The sequence below is a fragment of the Euzebya pacifica genome, assembly GCF_003344865.1.
Classification (GTDB): domain Bacteria; phylum Actinomycetota; class Nitriliruptoria; order Euzebyales; family Euzebyaceae; genus Euzebya; species Euzebya pacifica.
Map to the genome: position 1 here is coordinate 5,566,482 of NZ_CP031165.1, position 17,571 is coordinate 5,584,052.

23 protein-coding genes are annotated in these 17,571 nt (G+C 71.3%); 17 read left to right on the forward strand and 6 right to left on the reverse strand.

Annotation, left to right across the window (positions count from 1 at the left end):
* Positions 1 to 44: 44 nt before the first annotated feature.
* Genes DVS28_RS24100 through DVS28_RS24110 form a run of 3 tightly spaced genes read right to left on the reverse strand, consistent with a single transcriptional unit; the run spans position 45 to position 3,159 of the window.
* Positions 45 to 1,334, reverse strand: coding sequence for a TadA family conjugal transfer-associated ATPase (locus DVS28_RS24100; RefSeq protein ID WP_164710973.1), 1,290 nt, complete (start codon positions 1,332 to 1,334; stop codon positions 45 to 47).
* Entirely contained in the window at positions 1,331 to 2,503 is a 1,173-nt protein-coding gene (locus DVS28_RS24105; protein WP_114593731.1) for a nucleotide-binding protein, read from the reverse strand. Before DVS28_RS24105 ends, DVS28_RS24100 begins: the two co-directional genes overlap by 4 nt.
* Positions 2,500 to 3,159 carry a hypothetical protein gene (locus DVS28_RS24110; RefSeq protein ID WP_114593732.1) on the reverse strand — a complete coding sequence of 220 codons (660 nt, stop codon included), beginning with the start codon at positions 3,157 to 3,159 and terminating at the stop codon, positions 2,500 to 2,502. Before DVS28_RS24110 ends, DVS28_RS24105 begins: the two co-directional genes overlap by 4 nt.
* Before the next feature lie 185 nt (positions 3,160 to 3,344).
* Here DVS28_RS24110 and DVS28_RS28730 point away from each other — a divergent pair, with 185 nt between their 5' ends.
* Positions 3,345 to 3,581 carry a helix-turn-helix domain-containing protein gene (locus DVS28_RS28730; protein ID WP_216826268.1) on the forward strand — a complete coding sequence of 79 codons (237 nt, stop codon included), beginning with the start codon at positions 3,345 to 3,347 and terminating at the stop codon, positions 3,579 to 3,581.
* A gap of 34 nt (positions 3,582 to 3,615) precedes the next feature.
* Here DVS28_RS28730 and DVS28_RS28735 read toward each other — a convergent pair whose 3' ends face one another.
* The gene (locus DVS28_RS28735) at positions 3,616 to 4,158 is read right to left on the reverse strand and encodes a hypothetical protein (RefSeq protein ID WP_164710975.1); all 543 of its coding nucleotides are present in this window, start codon (positions 4,156 to 4,158) and stop codon (positions 3,616 to 3,618) included.
* Between the two features lie 75 nt (positions 4,159 to 4,233).
* Here DVS28_RS28735 and DVS28_RS28740 point away from each other — a divergent pair, with 75 nt between their 5' ends.
* From DVS28_RS28740 to rplI, 12 genes are all read left to right on the forward strand, one after another.
* On the forward strand, positions 4,234 to 5,031 hold the full coding sequence (locus DVS28_RS28740; protein ID WP_164710976.1) for a class I SAM-dependent methyltransferase: 798 nt from the start codon (positions 4,234 to 4,236) through the stop codon (positions 5,029 to 5,031).
* The gene (locus DVS28_RS24125) at positions 5,028 to 5,435 is read left to right on the forward strand and encodes a hypothetical protein (RefSeq protein ID WP_164710977.1); all 408 of its coding nucleotides are present in this window, start codon (positions 5,028 to 5,030) and stop codon (positions 5,433 to 5,435) included. Before DVS28_RS28740 ends, DVS28_RS24125 begins: the two co-directional genes overlap by 4 nt.
* A gap of 108 nt (positions 5,436 to 5,543) precedes the next feature.
* Positions 5,544 to 6,113, forward strand: coding sequence for an LOG family protein (locus DVS28_RS24130; RefSeq protein ID WP_114593736.1), 570 nt, complete (start codon positions 5,544 to 5,546; stop codon positions 6,111 to 6,113).
* The gene (locus DVS28_RS24135; RefSeq protein ID WP_114593737.1) at positions 6,110 to 6,808 is read left to right on the forward strand and encodes a type 1 glutamine amidotransferase; all 699 of its coding nucleotides are present in this window, start codon (positions 6,110 to 6,112) and stop codon (positions 6,806 to 6,808) included. The genes DVS28_RS24130 and DVS28_RS24135 overlap by 4 nt, the downstream gene beginning before the upstream one ends.
* Positions 6,809 to 6,918: 110 nt before the next feature.
* On the forward strand, positions 6,919 to 7,371 hold the full coding sequence (ssb, locus tag DVS28_RS24140; RefSeq protein ID WP_114593738.1) for a single-stranded DNA-binding protein: 453 nt from the start codon (positions 6,919 to 6,921) through the stop codon (positions 7,369 to 7,371).
* Between the two features lie 157 nt (positions 7,372 to 7,528).
* Entirely contained in the window at positions 7,529 to 7,831 is a 303-nt protein-coding gene (gene rpsF, locus DVS28_RS24145) for a 30S ribosomal protein S6 (RefSeq protein ID WP_114593739.1), read from the forward strand.
* Positions 7,832 to 7,928: 97 nt separating this feature from the next.
* A complete protein-coding gene (gene ssb / locus DVS28_RS24150) occupies positions 7,929 to 8,384 on the forward strand; it encodes a single-stranded DNA-binding protein (RefSeq protein WP_174236220.1) in 456 nt (151 codons plus the stop codon).
* A 181-nt stretch (positions 8,385 to 8,565) separates the two neighbouring features.
* Positions 8,566 to 9,207, forward strand: a complete 642-nt coding sequence (locus DVS28_RS24155) for an arsenate reductase ArsC (protein WP_114593740.1) — start codon at positions 8,566 to 8,568, stop codon at positions 9,205 to 9,207.
* Between the two features lie 81 nt (positions 9,208 to 9,288).
* A complete protein-coding gene (locus DVS28_RS24160) occupies positions 9,289 to 9,726 on the forward strand; it encodes an arsenate reductase ArsC (protein WP_114593741.1) in 438 nt (145 codons plus the stop codon).
* Positions 9,723 to 10,430: an arsenate reductase/protein-tyrosine-phosphatase family protein gene (locus DVS28_RS24165; protein ID WP_216826269.1), complete on the forward strand. Its 708-nt coding sequence runs from the start codon at positions 9,723 to 9,725 to the stop codon at positions 10,428 to 10,430. The genes DVS28_RS24160 and DVS28_RS24165 overlap by 4 nt, the downstream gene beginning before the upstream one ends.
* Before the next feature lie 281 nt (positions 10,431 to 10,711).
* Positions 10,712 to 10,954, forward strand: a complete 243-nt coding sequence (rpsR, locus tag DVS28_RS24170; RefSeq protein WP_108666537.1) for a 30S ribosomal protein S18 — start codon at positions 10,712 to 10,714, stop codon at positions 10,952 to 10,954.
* A gap of 15 nt (positions 10,955 to 10,969) precedes the next feature.
* Positions 10,970 to 11,554, forward strand: a complete 585-nt coding sequence (rplI, locus tag DVS28_RS24175; protein ID WP_114593743.1) for a 50S ribosomal protein L9 — start codon at positions 10,970 to 10,972, stop codon at positions 11,552 to 11,554.
* A 221-nt stretch (positions 11,555 to 11,775) separates the two neighbouring features.
* Here the strand turns inward: rplI and DVS28_RS24180 are convergent, their stop codons facing one another.
* Entirely contained in the window at positions 11,776 to 13,161 is a 1,386-nt protein-coding gene (locus tag DVS28_RS24180) for an L-serine ammonia-lyase (RefSeq protein ID WP_114593744.1), read from the reverse strand.
* A 293-nt stretch (positions 13,162 to 13,454) separates the two neighbouring features.
* Between DVS28_RS24180 and dnaB the strand changes: the two genes are divergently transcribed.
* Positions 13,455 to 14,906, forward strand: a complete 1,452-nt coding sequence (gene dnaB, locus DVS28_RS24185; RefSeq protein ID WP_114593745.1) for a replicative DNA helicase — start codon at positions 13,455 to 13,457, stop codon at positions 14,904 to 14,906.
* A gap of 17 nt (positions 14,907 to 14,923) precedes the next feature.
* Here the strand turns inward: dnaB and DVS28_RS24190 are convergent, their stop codons facing one another.
* Positions 14,924 to 15,619, reverse strand: a complete 696-nt coding sequence (locus DVS28_RS24190) for a nitroreductase family protein (protein ID WP_114593746.1) — start codon at positions 15,617 to 15,619, stop codon at positions 14,924 to 14,926.
* A gap of 101 nt (positions 15,620 to 15,720) precedes the next feature.
* Here DVS28_RS24190 and DVS28_RS24195 point away from each other — a divergent pair, with 101 nt between their 5' ends.
* The 3 genes from DVS28_RS24195 (at position 15,721) to DVS28_RS24205 (ending at position 17,570) form a co-directional block, all read left to right on the forward strand.
* Positions 15,721 to 16,815 (forward strand): DUF4349 domain-containing protein, encoded by a 1,095-nt coding sequence (locus DVS28_RS24195; protein ID WP_114593747.1) that lies wholly within the window; start codon positions 15,721 to 15,723, stop codon positions 16,813 to 16,815.
* A gap of 72 nt (positions 16,816 to 16,887) precedes the next feature.
* Positions 16,888 to 17,145, forward strand: coding sequence for a hypothetical protein (locus DVS28_RS24200; protein ID WP_216826270.1), 258 nt, complete (start codon positions 16,888 to 16,890; stop codon positions 17,143 to 17,145).
* A 245-nt stretch (positions 17,146 to 17,390) separates the two neighbouring features.
* Positions 17,391 to 17,570 (forward strand): hypothetical protein, encoded by a 180-nt coding sequence (locus DVS28_RS24205; protein ID WP_114593749.1) that lies wholly within the window; start codon positions 17,391 to 17,393, stop codon positions 17,568 to 17,570.
* Position 17,571: the final 1 nt, after the last annotated feature.

Genomic DNA, 17,571 nt, shown 5'->3' on the forward strand with positions numbered 1-17,571 from the left:
GCAGCGACGACCTGCGGCTGGCGCGCTCGCAGGTCCTCGGCCGGTCAGGAACCTGCTGTGCTGGCCGCGACCGCCGGCCGACCGTCCGGGGACAGGACGTCCCGAAGGGTCCGACCGGGTGGGAGCAGCCGTTCGAGCCGCTCCAACGACGGGGGGACCAGACCGGTCCAGCGCAGCGGTGTGCCCGGGCCGGCCGGGCGGGTGAAGATCGGTTCGGTGGCGAAGGTGTCGGCGACCGACGGCATGACGGCGACGATCTCGCGGACCTCCCGGCGTGGCCCGGCCCCGTCGCCACGGTCGTGCAGGTCGGTGTGCACCACGAGGTCGATGGCGGAGGAGAAGACCTTGCGGACCAGCGACTCGGGCACGTTCTCGCCGGCCATGATCGCGGCGTTGGTGATGGCCTCCAGCGCGTCGCGCCCAGAGTTGGCGTGCACGGTGCACGCGAACCCACACCCCGCGTTGACCGCCCGGGTGAGCTCGAAGGCCTCTGCCCCTCTGACCTCCCCGACCACGAGCAGCTCACAACGCATGCCGAGGCAGAACTTGAGGAGGTCGCGCAGGGTGATGGCCGACTCGCCGGACGCCGACGGTGGACGGGTCTCGTAGTACGACCCGTGCGTCAACGGGACGGTCAGCTCGCGGATCTCCTCGCAGACCCGCACGCAGCGTTCCGACGGCACCGCCCCGAGCAGCGCGGTCAGCAGCGACGTCTTGCCGGCACCGGGCTGGCCGGACACGAGCACGCTGGACCAGCCCTGCATGCACAGGGTCAGCAGGTCCGCGGCCGGTTGGGACAGCGATCCGGAGCCGACGAGGTCGGCCAGGCTGTGCCGTCGGCGGGTGTGGCGGCGGATCGTGGCCGACAACCCTTCGGCCACCGGCGGCACGGCGACCGACAGTCGCGCCGCGCCGTCCAGGACGCGGGCCTGCACCATCGGGTTGCGGGTGTCCAGGCTGCGGCTGGTCGGGGCCAGCAACCGGTCGACGACCGCGCGGTTCTCCTCCTCGGTGGTGGGCACGTCCAGCCCGTGCAGCCGGCCGGTTCGGTCCATCCAGGTGACCCGCGGCCCCTCGACGAAGATCTCCTCCACGTCGGGTGCGGCGAGGATGTGGGTCAGCGGCCCGTAGGCGGTGACGGACTCGACCAGCCGGGTCGCCATCTGCCCGACGTCGCGCAGCCGCGCCTCCGTCCCGATCTCGGCGTCGCGCTGGTACTCCGCGACCAGCCGGGCCACGATGGTGCGGACCCGGTCGGGCTGCTCGGCCGGGTCGATCCGGTCGGCGTCGAGGCGGTCCAGCAGCTGGCGTCGCAGCCGGTCGTAGGTGGTCACGTCGATGCCCAGCCGCAGCCGGCAACGACCCTGGCGACCGCCGTGCAGAAGCGTCCGCGGTCGACCCGTTCGCCCTGCCATGCCGCCCGGGCGACCCGACGGTCCTCCGGCACCGTGTGGACCACGTCGACGGTCAGCCCGCGACGGAGCTCGGCGATGGCCTCGTCGGTGGCCCACCGGTCCTTCCCCACCCGGTTGAGCACCACGTGGATGCGCTGGCCGTCGTGTGACGCGCCGGGGCCGGGGTGCACGCGGCTGAACAGCTCGATCGTCCGTGCGATGGCGATGGGCGTCGGGGCGGTGACCAGGACGAGGTCGGTGCAGGTCCGTGCCATGCCCAGCGCATGGCCGAACCGGGTTCCGCCGGAGCCCTCCACCACCTCGGGGCAGTGCCCGAGGTCCATGACCAGCCGTGACCGGTGACGCTGGAGTTCGCCCGCCAGCTCGCCCACGGCGCCCCTGGGCACGTTGGTCCAGTCCTGGCCGCTGGTCATGCCCGGGAGGGCCTGGAGCGGGTGCCGTCGGGACAGCCTGTGCAGCCCGAGGGTGACGTCGGCGCGCCGGCGGGTCGCGTCGATGGCCCCCAGCAGGTTGGGCTGCAGCGCGAGGGCCAGCCGTTGCGCGTGGCACGGCGAGTGTTCGTCGAGGTCCATCAGGAGCGTGTGCCGTCCGGTGGTCCCGAGCACCGCAGCGATCTCGATGGCCAGCTCGGAGACGCCGACACCGCCGGTCGGGCCGGTCACCCCGATCGTCATGGCGTCCCGGCGAACGGGCGGGTCGACCCGCGCAGCCGGCACCCCGGGGTCGGCCACCCGCCGTTGCCCGGCCAGCCCGCGGATGGTGCCGACCAGCTCGTCGGGGTCGGCGTCGGCGCTGACCAGCGCATCGACGCCGGCGTCGACGAGATCGCCCTTGCCCTGCGGGTCGTCGGGGTCGAACACGCCGAGCACCGCCCGTCCCGCCTCGTGCACGGCGGCGACGAGCGCGGGGGTGAGGAAGGAGGTGATGTCGTCGACGATCAGCACGTCGCACTGCTCGCGGCGGGCGTCGGCGTCGGTCAGCACGGTCGCCCGCACCACGATGCCGCCGTGGTCGGCGGCGTGGGCGTGCAACGTCGATGCCCACGCCCGCGGGGTCGCCGCGAGCACCACGAACGGGTCGTCGATCACCCGCCGACCCCGCCCGCGGTCCGGACGATGTCCAGCTCGGAGTCACGCATCGCCGTGGACAGGGCGATGGCGTCGTCCTCGTCGACCGACAGCACGATCGCGAGGCTGCTGCCGGACGCGAAGCCCTCCCCGCCCGTGGCCACGTCGAGCACCTCGGCGTCGTCGACGATCACCACGACGACGTCGTCGACCTCGGCAAGGACATCGACGACGTCCCCGGCAGCGATGCCACCGGCGACGGCGCGGCTCGCGTCGATCGGGACGCTCATCGCCGCACGCGAATGGTCCGCCGCCGGGCGGAGGTCGCCGGCTCGCAGGAGGTCGCCCGCGGCCAGCCGCGTGGTGGTGACCGTGCCCGACAGCTCGGCCCCCATCCGCGCCGGGGTCACGAGGTGCAACCGGTCGGGGTCGTCCACCGCCAGCGACACGACGGTCGTGGCGAGCTGCCCGACTGGCGTGCCCGGCGGGGTGTCGACGGCGACCGCCAGCACCTCGACCCCGTCCGTGGTGCCACCCAGGGCGGCGAGGTTGGCGACGGCGGCGACGAGGCCGGCCACGACCATCAGCGCCCAGCCCCGATGCACCCGCGGGCCGGATGAGGGGGGCCGGCCCGCGGGTGCGGGTGCTGTGGTGGTCCGGTCGATCTGCTGGGTCACGGCGATGGTCGTTCCTCGGCCGGGATCCCGACCGTCGGAGGCGACGCTACGGCCCCAGCGGGGACCCAGCGGCAGACCCAGAACCGACGCACGAGAATCCTCCCCTCGGGTGTGGAAAACTCCCGTTGACCCACCCCGTCACCGCTAGACTCGCCCCGAACACCCCCGACTTCGAGGAGGCCACGATGGCCGACCACAAAGGGCTGGACGAGTTCCCCGACATCCTCACCGCCGCCCATGTCGCGGAGATGCTGGGCATGAACCTGGACTACGTCCGCAAGATGTCGCGACAGGGCAAGATCCCCGCCCACAAGATGCCGGGTGGTCGCGCGTTCAGGTACTTCAAGGACGAGGTCGTGGAGTGGCTGCGCGGGCTGCCGGCCCACGAGACCGAGGTCGAGGAGCAGGCCTCTTCCGGCTGACGTAAGCCCAGCCCGAGCCGGTCAGGCGGGCCGGTCAAGCCAACCAGGCGAGCGCCACGCGGGACAGCGGCACCACTCGTTGGCCCTGACGGCTGTCGAGCAGCACGTGGTCGGCGGCGACGGCCATCACGACGCCCTCGACCTGCAGCCCGTCGTCGAGCACGAGCACGACCGGCGCGGCCGCGACCTCGTGCTCGGTCAAGCGGGCGACGAACGTCCGTGGGCCGGGGCCCGGTGGGACCCCACCCCGATCGGCGGCATGCACGAGGCGCAGCAACGGGTGGGCAGCGACCGCCACGTCGACCCGGCCACGCACCTCCGTCTGCAGCACGATCAGGTCCGTGCCGGTGTGGGTGACCGCCCCCACGATCGCCATCCCGCCGACGGCCACCTCGACGGTGTCGCCGTGGACCATCCAGGCTCGGGCGACGTCGACGATGCGTCGGGCACGCCATGCGGCCTGCATGGCCATCGCCTCGTACTCGGCCTGCTCGGCCCGGATCTCCGCGTCCAGCTCGGCCGCCATCCGGCCGAGCTCGAGGTCGAGCTCCGGCGGCAGCGCATCGTCGTTGCCCATGGCCCAACACTCTGGCACGAGGCGGGTGTGGCACGAGGCGGTTGTCGCTCTCCCCGTGGTGGCAGGATCGAACCCATGAGCGACCCGTTCGATGGACCCGCCACCAACGCGTGGCGTGCCGAGCTCGAGGCGTGGGCGATCCCCGACGCGATCCTCGGGGCGGCACCGGCAAACCCCTACGCCTTCCCGACAGGGACGATCACGACGCCGACCGTCGACCCGATGACCACGCCGACCGGCCTGCGCGTCCTCCAACGGCTCTCTCCCGGTGAGGTACTGCTGGACGTCGGGTGCGGTGCCGGGCGGATCTCCGGCGCGTTCACCACCGACCATCGGGTCGTCGGTGTCGAACCCCGCGACAACCTGGCCGACACCGCCACCGAACGGGGGATCGAGGTCCACCGTGGCCGCTGGCCGGAGCTCGCGTCGACGGTGGGCACCGCACCCGTCGTTTTGTCCACCCATGTCCTCTACGACGTGCAGGACGTCGCCCCGTTCCTCCTCGCCCTCCACCAGGCGGCGCAACGGCGGGTGGTCCTGGAGGTCACCACGACCCATCCGTGGAGCGACACCACCCCGCTGTTCCGCCGGTTCCACGACCTCGACCGTCCCGACGGGCCGACCGTCGAGCTGCTCGTGCGGGTGATCGAGGAGGTGCTGGGGGTCACCGCCGATGTCGAGGACCACATGCGCCCGAGCGGCCGCTACGACGTACTCGACGACCTCGTCGCCCACCAGCGGCAGCGGCTGTGCCTGACTGCGGACCACGACGCCGCGATCGCCGACGCCCTGGCGGACGTCGTCGTGACCGATGGCGACGGTCGGGTGCGCATGCCCGACCAGCCGCTGGCCACCCTGTGGTGGGACAGGTGAGCGACCCGGCAGTCGAGCTGGACCGTGCTGCTTTGCGACGGTTCCTCCGCGAGCGGTACCCCTTCGTCGCCGAGACCGACCACGGGCCGCAGGCGGTCGCGGCTGGTGAGTGCGACCGCTGTGGCCACGAGCCACGCATGGTCCAGCCGTGCGGACCGCCACCCGCCGACCTGTCCGGCCCGGCCACCCCCGACTGGGCCCTCGGTCGGCGGTGCGCGGTCGCCGCTGGCGTGGAGGGGTGGTGCGACGGCCATGCCGACGAGGCGGCCGAGGCGATCGCCTGGCTGCAGGCGCTGCCGGTCGAGGCCGACGACATCGCCCGGCTGTGGTGGATCGCCACGGGGGAGGTCAGGGCCACCCCGGACGCCGCACGCCGGGCCCGAGCCCTCCTCGCCGGCTCCTGACGGCATCGGTGCCCGGCGGCGTCGGCGGCGTCGCTCCGGCGTGGCACCGGCCGACGGGGTGACTCCCACCGACCGACCCGCACGGCCACGCGGCGTACAGTGCCCGCGATGACCTCCCGCCCCGACCCGACGACCTTCGCCGTCTGTGTGTTCACCGCCTCCTCCGAGCGGGTGGCCGACAGCTACCGCTCCCTGGCCCGCGACGTGGGTGCAGCCATCGCCGGGGCCGGCTGGCGGCTGGTCTACGGCGGCGGCCAGGTCGGGCTGATGGGCGAGGTCGCCCGGGCGGCCCTGGCCGCCGGGGGCGGCGTCACCGGCATCATCCCGCACTCGCTGAACCGTCGCGAGGTCGCCTTCGACGACATCGACGACCTGGTGCTGTGCGACACCCTCGCCGAGCGCAAGCAGCTGATGGACGACCGCACCGACGCCTACGTCGTGCTGCCGGGTGGGATCGGCACCCTCGACGAGCTCGTCGAGGTCCTGACCACCCGGTCGCTCGGCTACCACGCCAAGGCCATCGTGCTGGTCGACGTCGACGGCTACTGGGCACCGCTGCACGCCCTGCTGGACCACATGGTCGACGCCGGCACCCTGCGCCCTGACGTCCGCGACCTCGTCGAGACCGTGACCGACCTCGACGGCATGGTCGAGCGCCTCTCCAAGGAAACCCCGTGACCCGCCTGCTCGTCGTCCAGCACCTGCCCCACGAGCACGAGGGCGTGCTCGGCGAGGTGCTGGTCACCCGTGACCTCGACGTCGTCCGTTGCCGGGCCTGGGCCGAGCCGGTTCCCACGACGCTGGAGGGGATGGACGCGCTGGTCGTGCTCGGTGGGGACATGAACACCGACGAGGAGGCGGACTGGCCGCACCTCCGCGAGGTCCGTGACCTCCTCCGGGTGGCGCTGGACGAGGCCGTCCCCACCCTCGGCCTGTGCCTTGGCGCCCAGCTGCTGGCCGAGGCCGGCGGCGGGTCCGTCCATCACGGGACCCCCGAGATCGGCTGGATCCCGATCGAGCAGACCGACGAGGGTCGGGCCGACCCGGTCGTCTCCGCGGTCCCCGACGGCACGCCGTTCTTCAACGCCCACGCCGACTACGTGTCCCTGCCGCCCGGCGCGGCCCTGTTGTCACGGTCGACAGACACCGACGTGCATGCCTTCCGGTTGTCCGCAGCGCTCGGGCTGCAGCACCACCCGGAGATCGACGCGTCGTTCGTCGCCGGGTACGTCGAGGCGCCCGGTGTGGCCCGGTACCTCGGCGCGAACGGCTGGACGCCGGAGGAGCTGGTGAGCGAGGCCCGTCGACGCAACGCCGCGCATCGTGCCGCGGGGCAGGCCCTGTTCGAGGCGTGGGTGGACTCCATCGGCTGAGCCCCGCAGGGGTTGTCCACAGCCAGCACGAAACAGTCGGACGGGGTCCCGGGCAGCTGCCTACGGTGCGCTCATCGCACCCAACCAGCGTCCAGAAAGGACCCAGTGCCATGACCAACACCATCACCGTGTCGGGCAACCTGACCGCCGACCCCGAGCTGCGCCGCACCGGCGCCGAGGTGCCGTTCGCGAGGATGCGCGTCGCGGTCAGCCGCCGTACACAGAACGCCGACACCAAGGAGTGGGAGGACCGCCAGGACGGCTTCTTCAACGTGACGGCCTGGCGCGACCTCGGCCAGCACGCCGCCACGGCGCTGCGCAAGGGTGACCGGGTCACCGTCACCGGCAGGATGATGCGCCGCCCCTACGAGGCCGACCTCGGCGAGGGGAAGACCGAGACCCGCTACACCCACGAGATCGAGGCCGAGGACCTCGGGCCGTCGCTGCGCTGGCAGGCCTGGACCCGGCTGGAGCCCCGCCCCGTTGCCGTCCCCCAGGACCGTGGTGAGGGCGCCGACCCAGCCGTCGACTCGGTGCCGGAGCTTGCCGAGCGCGCTGCCTGACGCGGCGCCGCCCGAGCCGGGCCGGCGCCGACCGGACAGGCCCTGCCCGAGCCGATCAGCCGGGAGCGGTGTACGCTTTCGCGTCCGTCCTGTCCTCCACGCATGCGAACCGCGCATTCGACGTGAGGACCGCTACTAGCCCAAAGGATGGTTTGCGATGCGAACCTACGAACTCATGATGATCTCCCGCGGCGACCTCGACGATGTCGCGGTCGACACCAACATCCGCCGGTTCACCGGCCTGATCGGCGAGCAGGGCGGCAAGGTCCTCAACGTCGACCACTGGGGCAAGCGCGAGTTTGCCTACGAGATCAACCACATGAACAGCGGCTTCTACACCGTTGTCGACCTCGAGATCGAGAGCGACGGCCTGAAGGAGCTCGACCGCCAGCTCGGCAACGCCGAAGAGGTCGTGCGCCACAAGTTCGTGCGCCCCGAGGTCCGCAGCAAGAAGATCTGACCCGGCTGGTCGGGCGAGCTCGCCCGATCCGGCGGCTGCCGCTGTCGCACCCCTGTGGTACGAATCCTCCAACTTCAGTCCGAGGAGCACACACACTGTGGCGAACGAGCAGAACAACATCACCGTCATCGGCAACCTCACCAAGGATCCCGACCTCCGCTACACGCAGTCCGGCATCGCCGTGGCCAGCCTGAGCGTCGCCGTCAACCGGCGCGTGCGGAACAAGGACACCAACGAGTGGGAAGACAAGCTCGACGGGTACTTCGACATCAACATCTGGCGTGACCACGCCGAGAACGTTGCCGAGTCGCTGAACAAGGGCGATCGCGTCGTCGTGATCGGTCGGCTGACCAAGCGGTCCTGGGAGGACCGCGACGGCCAGACCCGTTGGTCCACCGAGATCGAGGCCGACGAGATCTGCCCCAGCCTGCGCTGGGCCAAGGCCAGCGTCAGCAAGGTGCGCAGCGGTGGTGGCGGTCCCCGCCCCTCCAGCGGTGGCGGCAGCGCGCCGCCCCCCGCGGAGCCGCCCACCCCGGACGACGTTCCGTTCTAGCGTCCGCGTGGACCACACGCCCGCCCGCCCCACGAGGGGTCGGCGGGCGTTCTGCGTGTCAGAGGACATCGACTAGACCCGTGATCCGGTTTGCGCGAGCTTTATTTGATCTAACTATTCCTCGTACATATTGTGGTGCTGCGGCAGCCGCCGTCCCACCACCGCAGCGAGGAGCGTTCCGATGAGCCAAGAGCCACTCACCACCGAGCAGGAGTACCTGGTCAGCACCAGCACCAGCCGGCTGCACGACCAGTTCGCCCATGTCGCCGGCCGCGAGACCATCGAACGGTTGATCCGCGAATCCCTGGTGCACCTCAGCAACTCCAGCGTCACCAAGTGGCTGCCCGTGCTGGCGGAACGATTCGCCGCCGACCAGCTCCGCGCCCTGGCCAAGCTCGACAACCTGCTGGACACCGACCGGCCGCACGTGTTGTTCCTGTGCGTCCAGAACGCCGGGCGATCACAGATGGCCGCCGCGTGGACCACCCACCTCTCCGGCGGCGAGGTGGAGGTGTTCTCGGGCGGGTCGGAGCCGGCGAGTCAGGTCAATCCCGCCGCCGTCGCGGCCATGCAGGAAGTCGGCATCGACATCGCAGCCGCCTACCCCAAGCCGTGGACCGACGACATCGTGCGCGCAGCCGACGTCGTGATCACCATGGGCTGCGGGGACGCCTGCCCGATCTTCCCCGGCAAGCGCTACGAGGACTGGGTCATCACCGACCCGGCCGGCAAGGACGTGGAGGCCATTCGCCCGATCCGCGACGAGATCAAGGCCCGCGTGGAGACCCTGCTGGCCGATCTCCGCACCCGCACTCCCGCCTGACCCCCGCACGGGGATTTGGTTCAACAAATCCTCGCCCTTAGGCTGCAGGCCGTTCGTGTCCCTGCCCGACCGGAGCTTCCCATGACCACCGCCCACGACCGTCCCGCCACCGACCGGCCCAGCGTGCTCTTCCTCTGCGTCCACAACGCCGGCCGGTCGCAGATGGCCGCCGGCTGGACCCAGCACCTCGCCGGCGGCGCCGTCGACGTCTTCTCCGGTGGGTCCGAGCCGGCCGACCAGGTCAACCCAGCGGCCGTGGAGGCGATGCAGGAGGTCGGGATCGACATCACCTCGGCCCAGCCGACCCGCTGGACCGACGACGAGGTCCGCGCCGCGGACGTCGTGATCACGATGGGCTGTGGCGACACCTGCCCCGTCTTCCCGGGCAAGCGCTACGAGGACTGGCCCATCTCCGACCCCGCCGGCAAGGGAGTTGAGTCGGTCCGCCCGATCCGCGACGAGATCAAGGGCCGGGTCGAGGCGCTCCTGACCAGTCTGCAGGTGCCGGTGGCCGGATGATGGAGCCCACGCCGTCGACGGCGTTGCCCGATCCGGCGGACGCGTCCCGTGCCGACCGTGCCCGGGTGCACGCCGCGCTCGGCGACCCGATCCGGCTGGCGATCGTCGAGGCCCTGCTCGACAGCGACCTCGCACCCGACGAGGTTGCGGCGTCGCTGCGCATGCCGCCCAACGGCCTGGCCCACCACCTGAAGGTCCTGGACCAGGCCGGCCTCGTGCAGCGGCAGCGGTCCCACGCCGACGGCCGGCGCCGCTACCTGGTGCTGGACCGCTCGCGACTCGACGGGCTCATCGGCGCCCGCTCGTGGACCGCGTCCTCGGTGCTGTTCGTGTGCACCGCCAACGCTGCCCGTTCGCAGATGGCGGCGGCGATCTGGCAGTCCGTGTCACCGGTGCCCGCCACCTCCGCCGGCCACATGCCAGCCGACGCGGTCCCCGACGCGACGGTCGCGCTGCTGCGCCGCCACGGACTGCCCGAACCAGCCGACGGCCCCCGCGGGTACGCCGACATCACCACCCCGCCGCAGCTCGTCGTCTCGGTCTGCGACCTCGCCAGGGAGGCGGGTCCGCCGTTCGAGGCCCCGCGCCTGCACTGGTCGATCCCCGACCCGCTGGCCGACGGTCGCCAGGAGGCCTTCGACCACGCCTTCGACGAGCTCCAGCGGCGCATCCACGCCCTCGCACCCCGCGTGACCGCCGCCTGAGCGCACCGCCTCCATCGCAGGGCCCGCGGCCAACCGTCCCGGGCTGTGCCCGATCCGTCGGCCGTGCTACCCTCGTTGGCTGATTGCCTCGGTGCCGTTAACGCCGGGCGGTGAGTGGGGCGCATTCGACGCCCGCTCGACCCCGCCCGTCCCGGCTGGGGCCCTTCATCCAAGGCTCCGCCACCTCACCGTTGCGCGGGGCGCGGGCTCATCCCGCTCTTCCAGACCCCTCCAGGCCCACCGCCCACGGGCCCTTCCCCATCCAGCACAAAGGACGACCCATGGCACGTACTCAGCCCCAGCGGCAGCAGCGGCCCGCCAAGAAGAAGGAAGACTTCTTCAAGGCCAACAAGATCACCTACATCGACTACAAGGACGTCGAGATGCTGCAGCGCTTCGTGTCCGAGCGCGGCAAGCTCCGTTCCGCTCGCGTGACCGGTGTCAACCCGCAGCAGCAGCGACTCCTCGCAAAGGCGATCAAGAACGCCCGCGAGATGGCGCTGATGCCCTACACCAACCGCTAGGAGCGCTGGTCTGCGATGAAGATCATCCTGAAGGCGTTCGTCGACAACCTCGGTGACGCCGGGGACATCGTCGACGTGGCCAATGGCTACGCCAACAACTACCTGATCCCCCAGAACCTGGCGATGCGCGCCACCAAGGGCGCCGTCGCCGACGCCGAGGCCCTGCGCCGGTCCCGCCTGAAGCGCGAGGCCGTCGAGATCGCCGACGCCGAAGAGGTCAAGAAGGGCCTCGAGGGTCGCACGCTCGTCATCACCGCCACCGCGGGCGAGGACGGCACCCTGTACGGCTCCGTCGGCAAGCGTGACGTTGCCGAGGCCGTCGTGTCCACCACCGGTGTGCAGGTCGACCACAAGAAGATCGTCCTGGACCGTGCCCTCAAGGAGGTCGGCCAGCACGAGGTCGGCGTCAAGCTCCACCGTGAGGTCATCGCCACCGTCATCGTCGACATCGTCGCTGACGAGATCATCGAGTCCGGCGACCTCGAGTCCGCCCTCGAGGACGCCGACAACGACACCGAGACCCCCGAGGTTCCCGCAGTCGACGCCGACGCCGACGAGGCAGAGGTCGACGCGGCGGTTGCCGCCTCCGCCGACGCGTAGGCCAGCACCACTCGAACACCCGACGACCCCGCGCCACACGGCGCGGGGTCGTTGCGTTGCCCGGCGGGCGCGGCCGAGATGTGCAGCTCGGCCGAGCGGCCAGCCAACCGGCACAGCTCGACTCGACGTTGGTGCAGCTCGGCCACCATGGCGGCCGAGCTGCACAATTCGTTCGGGCGGCCGGGCCGCGGCCGGGCCGGGCCGCTACCCGGCGCCGGGGGTCAGCACTCGGGGAAGGAGACGGCCAGGCCGCCCTCGGAGGTCTCCTTGTACTCCCGGCGCATGTCGTCGCCGGTGCGCTTCATGACCTTGATGACCTTGTCCAGGCTGACCACACCGGCCACGACCGAGTGCAGGGCCAGCTGGGCGGCAGAGTGGGCCTTGGCCACCCCCATGGCGTTGCGCTCGATGCACGGGGCCTGGACCAGCCCCTTGATGGGGTCGCAGGTCAGGCCGAGGTTGTGCTCCATGCCGATCTCGGCGGCGTTGGCGACCTGGTCGATCGTGCCGCCCATCAGCTGGCACAGCGCCGCCGCAGCCATGGACGTGGCCGTGCCGACCTCGCCCTGGCAGCCGACCTCGGCGCCGGAGATCGAGGCGTGGGTCTTGACCAGCATGGCGATGGCGGCGGCGGTGGCCAGGGCGGCGTGGATCTCCTCGCGGGAGTGGCCGCGGCGGTCGGCGGCCTCGACCAGCACGGCCGGGACGATGCCGGCCGCCCCGTTGGTCGGCGCGGTCACGACGCGGCCGCCAGCGGCGTTCTCCTCCTGCACCGCGAACGCGTATGCCTGGGCCCGGGCGATGTCGGCGTAGGCCTCGCTGACCTCCCCCTCGTCGATGCGGTCCAGCAGCAGCCGGGCGCGACGTTGCACCGCCAGGCCGCCGGGCAGCTCGCCGGTGGTCGTGGTGCCCCGCTCGATGCAGGACAGGAACGTCTCCCACACCGCGTCGAGATGGGCGTCGGCCGAGGACCCGTCGTCGTCAGCCAGTGCCCGTTCGTTGGCCAGCACGACGTCGCCGAGGGTGCCGCCGATCTCGCGGGCTCGCTCCATCAACGACTCGGCGTCGTTGAAGGGGTGGGGGACGTCACGCGGCTTGCCGGGCCCGTCGTCGCCACCGGCGACCTCCTCGGGCCGACGGATGAACCCGCCGCCGATCGAGCACCACGTCGACGACGTCGTCGACCCGTCGTCGAAGGTGGCGTGGAAGACCATCGTGTTGGGGTGGGGCAGCACCTCGCCCTTGGTGTCACGGGCGCGCAGGAACACCACGTCGTCGGGGTGCAGCCGCACCCGCGCGCCGCCGGACCAGGCGACCGACGGGTCGGCCGCCAGCGTCTCGCGCAGGGCCAGGACCGCGTCGATGTCGCAGTCATGGGGTTCCCAGCCGTGCAGGCCCGCCAGGACGGCCAGGTCGGAGTGGTGGCCCCGCCCGGTGGCCCCGAGCGACCCCTTCAGCTCGACCCGCAGGGACCGAGGCACGCCGCCGTGGCCGATCAGCTCGGCTCGGGCGAAGGCCGCCGCCCGCATCGGCCCGACCGTGTGGCTCGAGGAGGGGCCCACGCCGATCCGGTACAGGTTGGCCAGGCGGATGTTGATGGGGTTCATGGCTCCATCGTCGCTGATGATTCGCCGGCCGCAGGCAGCTCCGGCGAAGAACCGGCAGCGGACGCGAAGATCTTGGACGATCCGCCGACGGGCTGTGGACAACCCGGTGGACAACCCGGTCGCCTCGTGGATGGAGGGGGGCGCGAATGTGGAGAAGCGGCCCGTGCCTGTGGGCACAGCGAATATCCCGCCGCAGGTCGTCCTGATCGTCCTCGACCGATAGCGGATGTCACACCCCACAGGCATCCTCCCCCGGACGCCCCATCGCACCCGACGGTGTCTGGAGACCGCCCGTGGCAACCGTTCCCGATTACGACGCACCCTCCCCCGAAGGGGGTTATCAGCGCACGCCTCCCTACTCGTTGGAGGCCGAGATCAGCGTGCTCGGCAGCATGCTGCTGTCCGCCGACGCGATCGCCGAGGTGTCGGAATCGGTCAGCCCCGCGGACTTCTACCGCGGAGCCCATCGCACGATGTTCGAGGCGATGTGCGACCTGTACGACAAGGGCGAACCGGTCGACACCGTGACCCTGGCCGACGAGCTCGAACGGCGCGGCAAGCTCGCCGACGTCGGTGGGGCCATCGCCATCGCCGACATCTCCGCGCAGGTCCCCACCCCGGCCAACGCCGTGTACTACGCCCGGATCGTCACCGACCGGGCCCTCAAGCGCCGCCTGATCGAGGCCGGGTCGACGTTGACCAAGCTGGGCTTCGACCTCGAGAAGTCCGGTGCCGACGCCGTCGACGAGGCCGAGGCGCACGTCTTCGACCTGGCCAACAAGCAGCGCAAGGGCGAGTTCGTGCCGATGCGCGACCTGCTGTCGGAAGCCTTCGACCTGATCGAGAAGCTCCACGAGTCCGACTCGACCATCACCGGGCTCGAGACCGGGTTCACCGACCTCGACCAGCTGACGTCCGGCCTGCAGCCCGGCCAGCTGATCATCCTCGCCGCCCGTCCCGCCATGGGGAAGTCGACGTTGGTCACCAACATGATCACCAACGTCGCCGCCGGACAGCGCAAGCCCGCCGCGATCTTCTCCCTCGAGATGGGCCAGATGGAGATCGTGCAGCGCATGCTGTCGGCCGAGGCCAAGCTCGACTCCGACCGGCTGCGCACCGGCAAGCTGCGCCACGACGACTGGCCCAAGCTGTCCAAGGCCATGGGCAAGCTGTCGGAGGCGCCACTGTTCATCGACGACACGCCCGGCATCACGATGATGGAGATCCGCTCCAAGTGCCGCCGCATCGCGCAGCGCCACGGCCTGTCGCTGATCGTCGTGGACTACCTGCAGCTGATGGAGTCCCACAAGAAGTCCGACGGCCGTGTGCAGGAGGTCGCGGAGTTCTCCCGTGGCCTCAAGGTGCTGGCCAAGGAGATCGGCTGCCCGGTCATCGCGCTGTCGCAGCTGTCGCGAAAGCCCGAGGAACGAACCGACCGCCGCCCGATGCTGTCGGACCTCCGTGAATCAGGCGCGATCGAGCAGGACGCCGACATCGTCGGGTTCATCTACCGCGACGAGGTCTACAACCCCGACACCGAGGCCAAGGGCGAGGCCGAGCTGATCATCGCCAAGCACCGTGCCGGTCGGCTGGCCACGGTCCGCCTGTCGTTCCTGGGCCACCACTCCCGCTTCGCCAACATCGCCCGCACGCCCGGTCCTCCGCCCGGCTCGGGTGGCGGCGGGGGCGGCTATGCCCCACCGCCCGCAGCGCCGGCCTACCCCTCGACCGGCGGGGCCATCTGAGCTGACGTCGAGCCCGGTCAGCGCCAGACGACGACCTCGTCCAGCGGCTTGCGCGCGATGTCGGGCACGACCGCGTCGGCGGCCGGATAGCCGACGGGCAGGACGAGGTAGGGCTGCTCGTGCTCGGGCCGCTGGAGGATCTCGCTGAGGAACCCCATGGGGCTCGGGGTGTGCGGCAGGGTGGCGAGCCCCACCTGGTGCAGTGCGGCGATCAGGAAGCCCGCCGCGATGCCGCAGGACTCGCTGGAGTAGTAGTTCTTCGAGCGGCTGCCGTCGGGCCCGACGGTCCAGCGGTGGCGGAACATCACAACCAGCCACGGGGCGTCGGTCAGGTGGGTCTTGACGTCGTCGGTGCCCAGCGGCGCGAGTGCCCGCAGCCACTCCTGTGGGGCCCGGTCGGTGTAGAAGGCCCGTTCCTCCTCCTCGGCCGCCTCCCGGATGCGGCTTCGTTCCTCGGGGTCGGCGACCACCACGAACGTCCACGGCTGGCGATGTGCCCCCGACGGAGCCGAGGAGGCGATCTCCAGCGCCGCCTCGACCAGCTCGCGGGGCACGGGGTCGGGGGAGAAGGACCGCACCGACCGTCGGGTGGCCATGATCGCCCGCAGGCGAGCCGCCGTGGCCAGCATGGTCGTCTCGTCGGACCGCTGGAAGTCGAGGGGGCGCATCACAGCGGGGGGCAGGGGAGCGGAGGTGGGCTCGATCGGCGTCATCGGCCGAGCCTACGACCGTGATCGGTGACAGAACCCTTTCGTGGAAACCCGGGCGCGATCGCTGGCGTCGGACCGGGCACGTCACCACCACGGAGGACCCAATGGACCACACCCCCACCCAGCTGCCCCACCACCGCCGGGCCACGACTCGACGCCGACGGTGGACCGTCCGACGGTCGGCCGCCATCGCCGTGCTCCTGCTCCTCCTCGCCGGCGCCTGCTCCTCCGACGAATCGGGCGACGACAGCGCGGTGGAGTCGGTGGCCGAAGGCCGCGAGGACTCCGTCGAGTCCGCTGACGCCGACTTCGGGTTCGGCGACGAGGCGGAGGTTGCGGAGGAGGGGGCCGCTGCCCCCGCCGAACCGGGCGCCACCACCGACGTCGCCGACAGCTCCACCGACGACGCGCCGACCGGCCCCGTGAGCGTCCCCGACACCGCCACGACCGGTGAACGGATCATCAAGGAGGGCACGGTGACCCTCGAGGTCGAACCCGGCTTCTTCGACACCGCCTTCGGCCAGGTCATCGCCCGGGCCCAGGCGCTCGGTGGCCACGTCTCCGGGTCCTCCTCCTCCACCGACACCGAGGGGCTGGTCCAGGGACAGGTGACCGTCCGCGTCCCCGTCCGCAGCTTCGAGGACCTGCTGACCGCCGTGGGCGAGGCAGGCGACATCGTGGACCGCAACGTGACCAGCCAGGACGTCAGCGAGGAGTTCACCGACCTGGAGTCCCGCCGGCGCAACCTTCGTGCCCAGGAGGGCTTCTACCTCGGCCTGCTGGCCGACGCGACGAACGTCTCGGATGCCATCGCCATCCAGCAGCAGCTGGAGGACATCCAGCGACGCATCGAGGAGATCACCGGCCGGCTGAACCTGCTGGCCGACCGCTCGTCGTTCTCCACCCTGACGGTACGCATCCACGAGCGGGGCGCCGACGCGGTCGAGGAGGTCGTCGAGGACGGACCCCAGCTGGGCACCTACGTCGAGACGGCGCGCAACACCCTGATCGACGTGATCGGCGGGCTCCTCGTGATCGCCACGGTCCTGCTGCCCTTCCTCCTCCTCGGGCTGGGTGTCTGGGCGATCGTCCGCACCGTGCGTCGTCGGCGGCCGCCGGTCACCGCACAGCCCTACGTCCACCCGGTGGCGCCGCCGGCCGCACCGGAGGAGGAGCGGGTGCCCGAACCGCAGGGCTGACGCGGAGCCCCTCGACGGTGGCGGCCTACAGTGGCCGCCACCGTCGTCGTGACCCAGAAGGACTGACTCGCCGTGATGACCCCCGAGACGTGGATGGACCTCGTCAACTGGATGTTGCTCGCCCTCGGGGCGGCGATGGCCGGCGGCACCGGGGTGGCCCTGTTTCGCTTCCGGCGGACCGGGCTGTTCCCGGGACAGCCCATCGACGACGACGGCAACCCCATCGGCACACCGTCGATCACCTCGGCCTGGGTCAAGGTCGCGATCGGCGGGATCCTCGTCCTGTGGGGACTGGCCGGCCTGGCGTCCGGCGAGATCTTCGGATTCTGACGACCTCGAGGCAAGGACCCGCGGCGATTCGGTAGCGGGTGTCTCAACGTCCGTTGGTACACCTGTTCCGCCCTGGACTGTCACCTCGGACGTCTTGCGGCCCCGCCCCGCCTCACGCACACTGCATGGCAAGAGTTGACTAGTTCTCCACACGATCAGTCCAAAATTTCGTAACGGAGGCAGGTGTCGGTCGTTGTACCGGCAAGAACCTGACGTCAACCTTCCTCGTACCCAGGAGTCACGCCATGCGTCGCAAGTTCGTAGCGCTGTCCATCGTTGCCCTCTCCGCCCTTGCCGCCGTCTCGCCTGCAGGCGCCGAGAGCCCGGTGGACCTGGACTCCGACGACAACGGCCCCTACATCTGCTTGAAGTCCCGCCCGTTGTGGGGCGAGGACCGCGTCTGCATCCGCACCTGGGACGCTTGAT